We start from the raw sequence: 13,153 nt of genomic DNA, 5'->3' as shown, positions 1-13,153 counted from the left end.
GGGAAAGCAATGAACAAAACAATCGTTTTTAAATGCGGCGGAAGCGTCATCCGCGAACTGTCCGATGAATTTTTTCGGAATGTAAAAAAGCTGGTCGAAGAGGGCTGGAAAATCGCCGTCGTCCACGGCGGGGGACCTGAGATTACGAATATGCTGAAGAAATTGAAGATCGAAACAGAGTTTGTGAACGGACAGCGGAAAACGACAAAACAGGTTTTGGAAATCGCAGAGATGGTGCTCTCAGGCTCGATCAACAAGTTTTTTGTGTCAGAGCTTGCAAGGCACGGTCTGCCAGCCGTCGGCGTTTCAGGAAAAGACGGAGGCTTGCTCCTGGCCGATTATATAAATGAAAAAGAATACGGTCAGGTCGGCTGCATTAAAAAGGTAAACGGCCGGATCGTCGAAGCGCTCATGGAAAAAGGATTCATTCCGGTGATCGCGCCGCTGTCGATGACGGAAAACTGCGAGACGCTGAACGTAAACGCCGATTTGGCTGCATCGGCTGTCGCAGGGGCTCTGCGCGCCGATAAATTGATGTTTGTCACAGATGTCAAAGGGATTATGAAAGACGGCAGCATGCTTTCATCCGTCACGCCGGAGGAGGTCGAGCGCTTCATTGCCGTCGGCGTGATTTCCGGTGGGATGATCCCGAAGGTGAACTCCGCTGTAGCGGCACTCACGGATGCGGTGGATGAGGTCATGATCGTCAGCGGAAAGGGTTCTTTTCTTGCAAAAGATGCATTCGTCGGTACAAAAATCATAAAGGAGAAGGAGGCCGTATAAGTGAGCCATTTATTCCAAACGTACAGCCGCTGGAATATTCATATCAAAAAAGCGAAAGGCACGCTTGCCGTAGATGAAAGCGGCAAAACCTATCTCGATTTCGTCCAGGGGATCGCCGTCTGCAATCTCGGACACTGTCCGGATCAGGTGACGGCTGCTGTAAAAAAACAACTCGATAACCTGTGGCATGTTTCGAATTTGTTCCAAAACGGGCTTCAGGAAAAAGTCGCCGAAAAGCTCGCGGCAAACAGTACAGGCGATCTCGTGTTTTTCTGCAACAGCGGGGCGGAAGCAAACGAAGCAGCGATCAAACTGGCCCGCAAACATACGCAAAAAACGAAAATCATCACGTTTCAGCACTCGTTTCACGGCAGGACGTTCGCCGGAATGGCGGCGACCGGACAAGAAAAGATTAAGCAAGGTTTCGGTCCGATGCTGTCCGGTTTTTACTATCTTCCGTATAATGCCCCGGACGCCTTGAAAACGATGGAAGACGAAGAAGGCATCGCAGCGGTCATGCTTGAGACGGTCCAGGGCGAGGGCGGCGTCATTCCTGGAAGCAGCGAATTTTTACAGGAAGTGCAGGCTTTCTGCCGGAAAAAACAGGCTCTTCTCATCGTTGACGAGGTTCAGACAGGGATCGGCCGGACGGGAAAAGCTTTCGGCTATGAGCATGAAAGGCTCACACCGGATATCATCACCGTTGCAAAAGGTCTCGGCAGCGGCTTTCCGGCCGGGGCGGTCATAGGGAAAAAAGAGCTTTCCTCAGCATTTTCGCCGGGTTCTCACGGCTCGACGTTCGGCGGAAACATGCTGGCCATGGCCGCCGCAAATGCAACCTTGGACATTATTTTTGAGAAAAGCTTTCTTGATGAAGTCAGCGAAAAGGGCGAATATTTGCAGAAAGAATTGGAAAGCTTGCTTCAATTCCCGCTGGTAAAAGAAATCAGGGGAAAAGGGCTGATCGCAGGCATTGAATTGAAAGACCCTGTTCAGCCGCTGATTGAAGATCTTCAAAAGGAAGGATTGCTCGTCCTTCCGGCAGGTCCGAACGTCATCAGGCTGCTTCCGCCGTTAACGGTCACAGTACAAGAAATCACAGAGGCGGTGCAGAAACTGAACAATGTCTTGGCACGGCATACAGCGGTAACACAATAAATTTTTTTCGCTATGTTAGTATAAAAATTCATGTAAATTATTATTTATTCATCAAAGGTGGGCAGAAGATGGAAGGATATTTAGTTCTTGAAGATGGAACCTCTTTCAGCGGAGATTTAGACGGCCCTTGCGGCATGAGCGGCGAAGTCGTGTTTTTCACGGGAATGACCGGCTACCAGGAGGTGCTCACAGATCCTTCGTACAAAGGGCAGATCATTGTCTTTACGTATCCGCTGATCGGCAACTACGGCATTAATGAAAGCGACTTTGAAAGCAAAAAGCCGCAAGTGCGGGGGGTTGTCGTCTATGAAGCGTGCGAGCATTTTTCTCACCATCAGGCGACGAAAAGCCTGCGCGATTATTTGAAAAAATGGGACGTTCCGCTGTTCTCTCATGTCGATACGAGAGCGCTCGTCAAACATATCAGGGCAAAAGGCACGCTGAATGCGACACTGACCGTTCAAAAAGACAGCCTGCCGGCTGCGGGCGAGGAAAATGTCGCCGCACAGGTCGCCGGACAAAATGAAACAGGCACATTCGGAGACGGTTCGACCCATATCGCGCTGATCGATTTCGGCTATAAAAAATCGATCGCACTGTCGCTCATAAAACGGGGCTGCAAAGTCACGATCGTTCCGTATCAGGAGATGGATCAAATCTTTAAGCTGAACCCGGATGGAATCGTCCTGTCAAACGGACCCGGTGATCCGAAAGCGATCGCTCCGTACATGGATGCGCTTCGGGACATCATCAAAGCCTATCCGACACTCGGCATATGCCTTGGACACCAGCTGATCGCCCTCGCATTTGGAAGCGACACCTACAAGCTTCCGTTCGGCCACAGGGGAGCCAATCATCCGGTCGCCGACAGGAAAACCGGCCGCGTCTTCATGACGAGCCAGAATCACAGTTATGTCGTTGATGAAGCAACGATCAACACAGAGGAATGCTCGGTCAGGTTTTATCACGTAAACGACGGTTCTGTCGAAGGGATCGTGCACAATACACTGCCCGTCATGTCTGTTCAGTTTCATCCGGAAGCCCATCCCGGCCCGGCTGAAAGCGAGTGGATTTTCAACGAATATATAGAGAATTTGAACAAAGCAAGGAGAGAGTTCGCCCATGCCTAAAGATCACAGCATAAAAAGCATACTCGTTATCGGTTCGGGGCCAATCATCATCGGCCAGGCCGCAGAGTTTGACTACTCAGGAACACAAGGCTGCATGGCGCTGAAAAGCGAAGGATTCCGCGTCATCCTCGTCAACAACAACCCGGCGACGATTATGACGGATGAATCATTCGCAGATGAAATTTATTTTGAACCGCTGACTGTCGAAAGCCTGACCCAGATTATCAAACGCGAACAACCGGACGGACTGCTTGCGAACCTGGGCGGACAGACGGCATTAAACTTAGCGGTCGAGCTTGAAAAAGCCGGCATCCTCAAAAAATATAAGGTGAAGCTGCTCGGAACATCCGTGGAAACGATCGAAAAAGGCGAAGACAGGGAAAAGTTCCGCGCGCTCATGAAAGAGCTCAATGAACCGGTTCCGGATTCCGAGATCGTCGACAACAAAGGCGACGCACTTCGCTTTGCGCAGTCCATCGGCTTTCCGATCATCGTTCGTCCGGCTTATACGCTGGGCGGCAAAGGAGGGGGGATCGCAAAGACAGAGGAGGAATTCATGCCTTTGATCGAAAGCGCCCTTCTCGCAAGTCCGATCCATCAATGTCTTGTCGAAAAAAGCATTGCCGGTTTTAAAGAAATCGAATACGAAGTGATGCGCGACAAGAGCAATACATGCATTACCGTCTGCAACATGGAAAACATTGACCCTGTCGGCATTCATACCGGGGATTCGATCGTTGTCGCCCCGTCGCAGACATTAACGGACGCGGATTACCAAATGCTGCGCTCTGCAAGCTTAAAGATCATTTCCGCGCTTGATGTCGTCGGAGGCTGCAACATTCAATTCGCCTTGGACCCGAACAGCAACAACTATTACGTCATCGAAGTCAACCCGAGGGTCAGCCGTTCTTCCGCCCTTGCTTCAAAAGCGACGGGCTACCCGATCGCAAAAATGGCCGCTAAACTTGCTGTCGGCTATACGCTTGACGAGCTGAAAAATCCGCTGACAGATTCGACATATGCGAGCTTTGAACCGGCGCTTGACTATGTCGTCGTGAAGTTCCCGCGCTGGCCGTTTGACAAATTTAAAAACGCCGATCGCAAGCTCGGTACGAAAATGAAGGCGACTGGGGAAGTCATGGCGATCGACCGCAACCTTGAAGCGGCTCTGCAAAAAGCCGTCGCTTCCCTCGAACTGAAAACAAAAGGAACCCATTTGCCAGAGCTCGGGGCGTTTTCTTCAGACGCTTTGCGCGAACTTTTGGAGACACCTGATGACAGGCGGTTTTTCGCAGTCATGGAGCTTTTGGGAAGAGGGATTTCAATCGAAGAAATCCATGAGAGAACAAAAATCGACTGCTTTTTCCTCCATGTATTTGCAAACATCATTCAGCTTGAAAACGAGCTCATGAAGGAGGGGGATTCGCTCTCTTCCGACCTTTTGAAAAAGGCTAAAGAGAAGGGGTTTACCGACTGTACGATCGCTTCTTTGACAGGGAAAACCGAAGAGGAAATCCGGGCCCTCCGCAAAGAAAAAGGCATTACAGCATCATTTAAAATCGTCGATACATGCGCCGCCGAATTTGATGCAAAAACGAACTACTTTTACTCGACATATTACGGAGAAAGCGACGGGAACTTCTCCGAAAAAACGAAAAAACGGGCGCTTATCATCGGATCAGGACCGATCAGGATCGGACAGGGGGTCGAATTTGACTACAGCGCCGTGCACGGCGTCATGACGCTGAAAAGCCTCGGCTTTGAGACGATTATGCTCAACAACAACCCGGAAACCGTCAGCACGGATTACGAAACGGCGGACCGGCTCTATTTTGAACCGATTACCCCTGAACATATTCTAAATGTAGCAGAAGCTGAAGACATCGATTTTGCGATCGTCCAATTCGGCGGGCAATCGGCCATTAATGTGGCGGAAGCGATCGAAAAAGCGGGTGTCGTCCTTTTGGGAACGTCATCGGAAACGCTTGATGTACTGGAGGACCGCGACCAATTTTATCAGCTCCTTGACGAACTCGGCATCCAGCATGCCAAAGGGGAAACGGCCTCGTCAAAGTCGGAGGCTGTGCAAAAAGCAAGTGCCATCGGTTATCCGGTTCTGATCAGACCGTCTTATGTGATCGGCGGCATGGGAATGATGATCGTCCATTCAAAGCGTGAACTGTCAGATCTGCTTGAGGGCGCATCTGCAATGCCGTACCCGATTTTGATCGATCAATATATTCCGGGAAAAGAATTTGAAGTTGACCTTGTAAGCGACGGACAGGACATTTATATCCCGTCCTATATCGAGCACATCGAAAAAGCCGGCGTTCATTCGGGCGACAGCTATGCGATTTTGCCCGGCCCTTCCGTTACCTCGCGTATGAAGCGCGCCGCACGGGAAGCGGCAGGGAAAATCGTCCGCAGGCTCGGCTTTAAAGGGATTATGAATATTCAATTTATCGCTGATCCGGGTGCCCCGGATGAATTGCTTATCCTTGAAGTCAACCCTAGGGCGAGCCGAACCGTCCCTGTCGTCAGCAAAGTGATGGGCGTGCCGCTGATACCCCTTGCTGCAAAGCTCATTGCCGGGGCGAGCTTAAAGGAGCTCGCTCCCGTCAAGCAAAACCATCACGGCGTCGCCGTGAAATTTCCGGTCTTTTCGTCGCATGCCATCCAGGATGTCGATCTGAAGCTCGGGCCTGAAATGAAATCGACGGGCGAAGGCATGTATGTCGGATATAATCCGGAAAGCGCGATGAAGAAAATTTTTGCCGGCGTCTGGAAAGAAAAAGGCTCCATCTATCTAAAAGCGGGCGATGAGCTGAAAACCGCTGCCGAACAAGCGGGCTTCACCGTACAGACAGATGGCTTCCAAAACTGGATCAAGCGGTCGGACAAAGCGCTTCACATCAATTTGACGGATTCAAAAGAAGCAAAACGCGAGCGGATGGAAGCCATCACACACGGCGTTTTTGTCATGACGGAAGAAGAGACGGTGCGCGCCTTTTTAGGAAGCGGATCAGGGACGGCTTCACCCGTCTCGCTTAAGGACTTATACAAAAAGGAAGTGGAATCATGTCTACTGTAACGAGCAACATCAATTTGTCCGGCAAGGACTTTTTAAGCCTGAAAGACTTCTCAAAGGAAGAGATTTTGTATCTCCTTCAGGAAGCGGCCGACATGAAAAACAACAAAATCCAGCACATCTTTCAAGGGAAAACATTGGCGATGATCTTTGAGAAATCGTCGACGAGAACGCGGGTTTCTTTTGAAGCGGGCATGGCGCAGCTCGGCGGAAACGCCTTGTTTTTAAGCAGCAAAGACATGCAGCTCGGCCGGGGGGAGACGATCGCCGACACGGCGAAAGTGCTCTCGAGATATGTGGACGCGATCATGATCCGCACCTTTGAACACGAAACAGTCGAGGAGCTTGCCGAACATGCGGATATTCCGGTCATCAACGGTTTGACCGACCTGTTCCATCCATGCCAGGCCCTTGCCGATCTTCTGACGATTCAGGAAGTCAAAGGCACGTTTAAAGGGCTGAAAGCCGCCTATATCGGGGACGGAAACAATGTCGCACATTCCCTGTTAATCGGCTGTGCCAAGGTCGGCTGCGACATTACGGTCGCATCCCCTGAAGGATATGAGCCGAATCAGGAGGTTGTCGCGCTGGCCAAGGCATTTGCCGAAGAGTCGGGCGCTGACATAACGATTACAAATGACGCGGCTTTAGCCGTTCAGGATGCAGATGTCGTTTATTCAGACGTGTTTACAAGCATGGGCCAGGAAGCGGAAACGAACGAACGCCTGAGTATCTTTTCCCCGTACCAAGTGAACAGCCGGCTCGTCTCCCGCGCCAAAGCCGACTATATCTTTCTGCACTGCCTTCCTGCGCACCGCGGCGAAGAAGTCGCAGCAGAGGTCATCGACGGACCGAATTCAGCCGTCTTCGACCAGGCAGAAAACCGTCTTCATGTACAAAAAGCGTTGCTAAAGGCACTCTTGTCCTGAACAAAAAACTGCTGATCTCACATGAGATCAGCAGTTTTTTTGACCAGGCGGATGTAAAGGCGAAAACCGGGCAGACTATATTTCTAAAAAGGGGTGAAGCAATATGGGACAGCAGCATCAATTTCGCCCGGGTCACAAAGCGCCCAACAACGGCGTTTACGTGGAGATTGGCGAGACCGGCAGCATGGTCAAAAATCCGCAGCAGATCAAGCTGAAAGCCGGTGAATTTTTTCCTGAAACATCCAACCACAACCGCCTTTGGACATATAAAAGAAAGCCGTAAAAAACGCAAAAACCCTGCCTTGAAGGCGGGGTTTTAATGTTGACCTGCATCCTTTTCAACAGGCATAATTTCTCCAAGTATAATGACGATAACGGTGATGATGACACCCATCGTCGAGCTGAGCTTAAAGTCGTATGCAGCACCGCTCATGGCTCCGACAATATAACAAGCCATTTGTGTCAAAAGGAACGTCCAAAAAAAAGCTGCGATAAATCTCACGTTTCCACCTCGTCCTTCTCAATCGATTCTAAAGCATATCATACCACACATAAAGTAAACGAGAAAGGGCATTTTAGTGAACAGGGCAGAGTAAGACATCACTTTTCAGAAATATTAGACACTCCGTTGCGAAATCTATTTTTCATCATTTAGACTGGGGCTTTTCCTTATACGTTTGCTGCATGCTCCACATAAAATAATGGAGCAGATTACGGCAGGAAGGAGGCAGGCAAGTGATGAAAATAACGGAACGTTTTTTCAAACTCGATACAGAATGGAACGTGATTCATCTTCCTTACAGGCCAAACGGTTTCGCGGTCTTTATTTTCGGCGACCGGAACCATTTCGTCACGGAAGAATCGAGCTTCTGGCTCCAGCATTACGGCAGAAACCAGCTTCTTACGAGTTTGCGAAACAAGGGGTACACCCTTGTGAACAGCAATCTGTTCGGCAGGCACTGGGGATCGGAAAAAGCCGTTGCATACGCAAAGCAGCTGATTCACTATGTATTCAAACAGGAAATTTTAAACGAAAAAATTCATCTGCTTGCAGAAGGAACAGGCGCGCTGGTGGCTGACGAACTCCTCCGCTCGATTCCGGGACAAATCCGCTCTGCTGCGATGCTGAATCCTTGCCTTGATCTTCAGGCTCATAATAAAAGGGAAAAGGAAAATAAATTTTTTTACAAGCAGTTTATTAAAGAAGTTGCAGACAGTTACGGCATATCAGAAAGGGAAGCTGCAGATTACCCGTTTAAAACGATTTCACCTTATCACAATCTTGTGCCTGTTCACATTTGGCAAAAGCTGAACGGTTCTTCATACCCGTACATGCTGCACGCCAAAACGTTTGAGGAGCGTCAGATGGAAGGCGTGCACCGCGTAGGGCTGACCCTGCATTTGTTCGATCATCCCTACCGCATTTATTCAGCGATCGCGAACTTTTTCAAAACGCATGAAAAAGTTTTATAGAGAATAGAATAGTAGCAGCCCGATGTCTTCAGGGCTGTTTTTCGCTGTTTTCAAAACGGCGGGAGAAGCTGAATCGAAAGGTGGTCTTTCAGGATGAAATCAGCACTGGTGATTGGAGCAGACGAATTCTTCGGCCTTTCATTTTGCGAACGACTCATGGAGGAAGGTATCAGCATTGACGTCAAATTGCAAGAAGCAAGTGACGAAAAAAAGCGGTTATACCTTGAAGAACGGCTGATGTGGCTGGTGAGAAATCAGCATTTCTGCGTGATTGAAAAAGACGCGGGCAGCGGCTATGACAAGATTTTTATTCAATATCCTGAGAAGATGCCGGAAAGAGCGCGGGATGAGCTGCCAGAAGACACGCCTGTTTTTCTATTGCTGTACGAACATCAAGAAGATGAGGCCGTCAAGAAAGAGGCTGAAGAGAAGGGCTTTCAAACGATCGTTCTCCCGGACATGTACGGCCCGTGGAACGCCGGGGAAGAGGACGAAGAAAGCAGAGAGTCCGGCTTTTTCGTCGATGATGTTGCATCACAGCTTGCCGTGTACATGATGGAAAAAGACCCTTCACCGCTGCAATTTAAACGGCAGATCACGGAAGAAGAAGCAGCCTCCAAAATCGAGGAATGGAAAAGACAAATGACTACAATTTTCGACAAAAAATAAGAAAGATCTTCCTTAGTTGTACGTGAAAGGATACAATAAAGTTAGATTTGAATTGCTGGTTTTTTTTGAAAGGGAGTTGAACAGGGCATGGTATACAGGCTTGTCGTGATTTTTTTGATGCTCCTTGCGATGTGCGGCTGCGGACAAGCATCGCTGAACGGGAAGATTGAAAAGGTCGGGTTGCTTGTCCCTGATACAATAAGCGATCAAGTATGGGGAACCAAAGGATATAAAGGACTATTAAGAATACAGTCTGTCTACGGTGTCGATGTCTATTATAAAGAAGGAATCGATAATGAAGCGGCTATCAAAATGGCCGTAGACGATTTTCAGAAAAAAGGCGTCAATTTAATTTTCGGGCATGGAAGCGAATATGAAAAAGTGTTTAATCGTATAAGCGGAGACTATCCCGGCATTCATTTCGTCTTGGTTAACAGCAAAGCCGAGCATAAAAATGTGACCAGCATCGACTTTGACGGAAGGGCGATGGGCTTTTTCGGCGGCATGACCGCCGCACACCAATCAAAGTCAGGAAAACTCGGCATACTTGCAACGCATAGCTGGCAGCCTGAAGTCAAAGGGTTTATCGAAGGCGCCAAATATGTGAATCCAGACATTTCGGTCATGACAGAGTATGTGGGACAGTGGGATGACTCCGAAAAGGCCGTTCAAAAGTACGAAAAAATGAAAAAAGCGGGCGCCGATGTTGTATATCCGGCGGGAGATGGGTATAATGTCCCTGTCATTGAACAAATCAAAAAAGACGGACTATACGCCATAGGCTATGTAAGCGACCAGTCGGAGCTGGGGGAGAACGTCGTCCTGACGAGCACCATCCAGCATGTTGACGAAGCTTATGAACTGATCGCCGGCGAATTCAATAAAGGAACGCTCAAGGGAGGCCGGCGGGTCTTTGACATTCAGGACGGCGTCATCGAAATGGGCGAATTCAGCCCGGTTGTCGATCAAGCCTTCCAGAAAAAAATCAAAGGACTTATTGAACAATATAAAAAAACGGGAAAACTGCCGGATGAAAACGTGAGGTGATCTACGTGCAGCACGAAAAATCGATGGAATTTCTGCAAATTGCCATGAAATACGTACCGGAAGCAAAAGAAGAGATGGAGAAAGCGGGAATCGAGCTTTCGCCAGAGATGCTTCAGCCGTTTATGACATTGTTTACAAAGGTCATGGCAGAAGCATACGAGCTCGGCAAAGCGGATGCAGGGTCAGACGAGTAGTCTACATGAGATGACCGAAAAAGCCACTTATATCGAGTGGCTTTTTACTTGGAAATCTTATTTTTCAAGGCGCTTACCATCGACCCGATTTCTTTAAAGGCAGGCTTCAGCTCGTCAATGGAATCCATGATCTGGCCAATCTGATTCATTATGTGCATGTAATCAGGTTCGGTCATTTCCGCCGCTTCCGTCGTCCCGTCAGGCCCGTCTTCTCCGTCTTCATGTTTTTCAGACTGTTCTTCACGTTTGCCCGGCGGATGTGAGCCAAACATCATTTTCGTGAAAAAATCGTCATCCGCCATCTGTTACGCCCCCTTTCTTTCTATATTTTTACTATATGAAGGGAACGGCCTGATAGATTAGACGAATATATTGCCAACTAAAAAAAAATAGGGTAGGATTAGTACCAGATACTAATAATTGCTCATAACATTAGTTGGAAAAAATCATGAATAAAGGAGTCTTTCCTATGAAAGCTGGAATTATTGGAATTGGCCGGTATATCCCTGAAAAGGTGCTGACGAATTCCGACTTGGAAAAAATGGTTGAAACATCTGACGAGTGGATTCGTACAAGAACTGGAATAGAAGAAAGAAGAATCGCAGCCGAAGACGAGATGACGTCAGACATGGCTGTCGCCGCCGCAGAGAAAGCGATGGAGGATGCAAATATAAAGGCGGAAGACCTTGATATGATTCTCGTCGCTACCGTTACTCCTGATCAGGCATTTCCGACGGTGTCCTGCATGATTCAAGAAAAACTCGGCGCTTTCAACGCGTGTGCGATGGATATCAGCGCCGCATGCTCCGGATTCATGTACGGTCTTGTCACAGCCAAACAGTTTATTGAAGCGGAAACGTATAAACACGTTCTGGTCATCGGCGCCGAAAAACTTTCCGGCATCACCGACTGGGATGACCGCAACACATGCGTTTTATTCGGAGACGGAGCAGGCGCTGCAGTCGTCGGACCTGTCAGCGATGACAGAGGCATTCTGTCGTTTGAGCTCGGCGCTGACGGAAGAGGCGGGAAGCACTTGTACCTGGACGAGAAAGATCATACAATCATGAATGGCAGAGAAGTGTTCAAATTCGCCGTCCGCCAAATGGGAGAATCGAGCGTAAACGTCATTGAAAAAGCCGGATTAACAAAAGAGGATGTCGACTTTCTTGTCCCGCATCAGGCGAACATCAGGATTATGGAAGCCGCTCGGGAACGCCTGGAGCTTCCGGTTGAAAAAATGTCCAAAACGGTTCATAAATACGGAAACACGTCAGCTGCCTCGATTCCGATTTCTCTTGTGGAAGAACTTGAAGCTGGTAAAATAAAAGACGGAGACGTCATTGTAATGGTCGGTTTTGGCGGAGGGTTAACATGGGGAGCCATCGCCATGCGCTGGGGCCGCTAGAAGAAAGGTGAGGTGCAACTTATGAATAGGAAAAGAGTAGTCATTACCGGATTAGGAGCTTTATCACCTCTTGGTAATGACGTCAAAACGAGCTGGAACAACGCGGTTAACGGGGTTTCCGGAGTAGGCCCGATCACGCGGGTTGACGCGGATGAGTACCCTGCAAAAGTAGCCGCAGAGCTGAAAGATTTTAATATAGAAGATTATATGGATAAAAAAGAAGCAAGAAAAATGGACCGGTTCACGCAATATGCCGTTGTTGCTTCAAAAATGGCGGTCGAAGACGCCAAGCTTGATATTAATGACAAAAATGCTGCGAGAATCGGCGTCTGGATCGGTTCCGGCATCGGCGGACTTGAAACGCTTGAACAGCAGTTTGAAACGTTTTTGACAAAAGGGCCGAGACGGGTCAGTCCGTTTTTCGTACCGATGATGATCCCGGATATGGCGACAGGCCAGGTTTCCATCGCGCTCGGCGCAAAAGGTGTCAATTCGTGTACGGTTACGGCGTGCGCGACAGGGACGAACTCGATCGGTGATGCATTTAAAGTCATCCAGCGCGGTGACGCGGATGTCATGATCACCGGGGGAACGGAAGCGCCGCTTACAAGAATGTCCTTCGCGGGCTTTTCCGCAAACAAAGCGCTTTCCACGAATCCGGATCCGAAAACGGCAAGCCGTCCGTTCGACAAAAACAGAGACGGTTTCGTCATGGGAGAAGGAGCGGGAATCGTCGTTCTCGAAGAGCTTGAGCATGCATTAAGCAGGGGAGCGGACATTTACGCCGAAGTCGTCGGCTACGGTTCAACAGGGGACGCGTACCACATCACTGCTCCTGCGCCAAACGGAGAAGGCGGCGTCAGAGCGATGAAAGAAGCGATCAAAGACGCCGGCATGTCGCCTGAACAGATTGACTACATCAATGCACACGGAACAAGCACGCCGTACAATGACAAGTTTGAAACGATCGCGATCAAAGAAGTTTTCGGAGAGCATGCGTACAAGCTTGCTGTCAGCTCAACGAAATCGATGACAGGGCACCTGCTCGGCGCTGCCGGAGGAATCGAAGCGATTTTCTCAGTGCTTGCGATTAAAGACGGAATCATCCCTCCGACAATCAATATCGAAACGCCTGATGAAGACTGCGATCTGGACTATGTTCCGGACAAAGCGCGCCGCCAGAACGTGGATGTCGTGCTCAGCAATTCGCTCGGCTTCGGCGGACATAACGCGACGCTTATCTTTAAAAAATATGAATAACAACCGTATCAAAA

General features: G+C 49.1%; 14 protein-coding genes. 12 read left to right on the top strand and 2 right to left on the bottom strand.

The window, feature by feature from the left end; translation table 11 throughout:
- Window positions 1-9 precede the first annotated feature (9 nt).
- The 6 genes from argB (at window position 10) to MHB78_RS17495 (ending at window position 7,371) form a co-directional block, all read left to right on the top strand.
- A complete protein-coding gene (gene argB / locus MHB78_RS17520) occupies window positions 10-783 on the top strand; it encodes an acetylglutamate kinase (protein ID WP_046131239.1) in 774 nt (257 codons plus the stop codon).
- Window positions 784-1,941, top strand: coding sequence for an acetylornithine transaminase (locus MHB78_RS17515; RefSeq protein WP_046131238.1), 1,158 nt, complete (start codon window positions 784-786; stop codon window positions 1,939-1,941). It abuts the gene before it with no gap.
- A 68-nt stretch (window positions 1,942-2,009) separates the two neighbouring features.
- The gene (locus MHB78_RS17510; RefSeq protein ID WP_046131237.1) at window positions 2,010-3,071 is read left to right on the top strand and encodes a carbamoyl phosphate synthase small subunit; all 1,062 of its coding nucleotides are present in this window, start codon (window positions 2,010-2,012) and stop codon (window positions 3,069-3,071) included.
- Window positions 3,064-6,162, top strand: a complete 3,099-nt coding sequence (locus MHB78_RS17505) for a carbamoyl phosphate synthase large subunit (protein WP_046131236.1) — start codon at window positions 3,064-3,066, stop codon at window positions 6,160-6,162. The genes MHB78_RS17510 and MHB78_RS17505 overlap by 8 nt, the downstream gene beginning before the upstream one ends.
- A complete protein-coding gene (argF, locus tag MHB78_RS17500; protein WP_046131235.1) occupies window positions 6,150-7,088 on the top strand; it encodes an ornithine carbamoyltransferase in 939 nt (312 codons plus the stop codon). The genes MHB78_RS17505 and argF overlap by 13 nt, the downstream gene beginning before the upstream one ends.
- 103 nt (window positions 7,089-7,191) lie before the next feature.
- Window positions 7,192-7,371 (top strand): YjzC family protein, encoded by a 180-nt coding sequence (locus MHB78_RS17495; protein ID WP_046131234.1) that lies wholly within the window; start codon window positions 7,192-7,194, stop codon window positions 7,369-7,371.
- Between the two features lie 33 nt (window positions 7,372-7,404).
- On the opposite strand, the gene MHB78_RS17490 is transcribed toward MHB78_RS17495, so the two are convergent.
- Window positions 7,405-7,590: a YjzD family protein gene (locus MHB78_RS17490; RefSeq protein WP_046131233.1), complete on the bottom strand. Its 186-nt coding sequence runs from the start codon at window positions 7,588-7,590 to the stop codon at window positions 7,405-7,407.
- A gap of 236 nt (window positions 7,591-7,826) precedes the next feature.
- Between MHB78_RS17490 and MHB78_RS17485 the strand changes: the two genes are divergently transcribed.
- From MHB78_RS17485 to MHB78_RS17470, 4 genes are all read left to right on the top strand, one after another.
- A complete protein-coding gene (locus tag MHB78_RS17485) occupies window positions 7,827-8,561 on the top strand; it encodes a hypothetical protein (RefSeq protein WP_046131232.1) in 735 nt (244 codons plus the stop codon).
- 93 nt (window positions 8,562-8,654) lie between these two features.
- Window positions 8,655-9,230, top strand: coding sequence for a hypothetical protein (locus MHB78_RS17480; protein WP_046131231.1), 576 nt, complete (start codon window positions 8,655-8,657; stop codon window positions 9,228-9,230).
- A gap of 87 nt (window positions 9,231-9,317) precedes the next feature.
- Window positions 9,318-10,277 (top strand): BMP family ABC transporter substrate-binding protein, encoded by a 960-nt coding sequence (locus tag MHB78_RS17475; RefSeq protein WP_046131230.1) that lies wholly within the window; start codon window positions 9,318-9,320, stop codon window positions 10,275-10,277.
- A gap of 5 nt (window positions 10,278-10,282) precedes the next feature.
- Window positions 10,283-10,471: a ComZ family protein gene (locus MHB78_RS17470; protein ID WP_046131321.1), complete on the top strand. Its 189-nt coding sequence runs from the start codon at window positions 10,283-10,285 to the stop codon at window positions 10,469-10,471.
- Window positions 10,472-10,515: 44 nt separating this feature from the next.
- Here MHB78_RS17470 and MHB78_RS17465 read toward each other — a convergent pair whose 3' ends face one another.
- Window positions 10,516-10,773 (bottom strand): hypothetical protein, encoded by a 258-nt coding sequence (locus MHB78_RS17465; RefSeq protein ID WP_046131229.1) that lies wholly within the window; start codon window positions 10,771-10,773, stop codon window positions 10,516-10,518.
- Between the two features lie 167 nt (window positions 10,774-10,940).
- Between MHB78_RS17465 and MHB78_RS17460 the strand changes: the two genes are divergently transcribed.
- Together MHB78_RS17460 and fabF are read left to right on the top strand one after the other, a co-directional pair.
- Complete coding sequence (locus MHB78_RS17460) at window positions 10,941-11,879, top strand: beta-ketoacyl-ACP synthase III (RefSeq protein WP_046131228.1); 939 nt, start codon at window positions 10,941-10,943, stop codon at window positions 11,877-11,879.
- 21 nt (window positions 11,880-11,900) lie between these two features.
- Window positions 11,901-13,139, top strand: coding sequence for a beta-ketoacyl-ACP synthase II (fabF, locus tag MHB78_RS17455; RefSeq protein WP_046131227.1), 1,239 nt, complete (start codon window positions 11,901-11,903; stop codon window positions 13,137-13,139).
- The last annotated feature ends 14 nt before the right edge of the window (window positions 13,140-13,153 follow it).

The organism is Bacillus sp. FSL K6-0138 (genome assembly GCF_037982765.1).
GTDB lineage: Bacteria > Bacillota > Bacilli > Bacillales > Bacillaceae > Bacillus > Bacillus glycinifermentans.
The sequence above is the reverse complement of the archived record's forward strand: the minus strand, read 5'-3'. Positions and strand labels throughout refer to the sequence as shown.

Excerpts from the sequence above, each read along its gene's own strand:
- argF (WP_046131235.1), top strand. The coding sequence starts at position 6,150 with ATGTCTACTGTAACGAGCAACATCAATTTGTCCGGCAAGGACTTTTTA.
- MHB78_RS17510 (WP_046131237.1), top strand. The coding sequence starts at position 2,010 with ATGGAAGGATATTTAGTTCTTGAAGATGGAACCTCTTTCAGCGGAGAT.
- fabF (WP_046131227.1), top strand. The coding sequence starts at position 11,901 with ATGAATAGGAAAAGAGTAGTCATTACCGGATTAGGAGCTTTATCACCT.
- MHB78_RS17485 (WP_046131232.1), top strand. The coding sequence starts at position 7,827 with ATGAAAATAACGGAACGTTTTTTCAAACTCGATACAGAATGGAACGTG.
- MHB78_RS17495 (WP_046131234.1), top strand. The coding sequence starts at position 7,192 with ATGGGACAGCAGCATCAATTTCGCCCGGGTCACAAAGCGCCCAACAAC.
- argB (WP_046131239.1), top strand. The coding sequence starts at position 10 with ATGAACAAAACAATCGTTTTTAAATGCGGCGGAAGCGTCATCCGCGAA.
- MHB78_RS17460 (WP_046131228.1), top strand. The coding sequence starts at position 10,941 with ATGAAAGCTGGAATTATTGGAATTGGCCGGTATATCCCTGAAAAGGTG.
- MHB78_RS17480 (WP_046131231.1), top strand. The coding sequence starts at position 8,655 with ATGAAATCAGCACTGGTGATTGGAGCAGACGAATTCTTCGGCCTTTCA.
- MHB78_RS17475 (WP_046131230.1), top strand. The coding sequence starts at position 9,318 with ATGGTATACAGGCTTGTCGTGATTTTTTTGATGCTCCTTGCGATGTGC.
- MHB78_RS17465 (WP_046131229.1), bottom strand. The coding sequence starts at position 10,773 with ATGGCGGATGACGATTTTTTCACGAAAATGATGTTTGGCTCACATCCG.
- MHB78_RS17505 (WP_046131236.1), top strand. The coding sequence starts at position 3,064 with ATGCCTAAAGATCACAGCATAAAAAGCATACTCGTTATCGGTTCGGGG.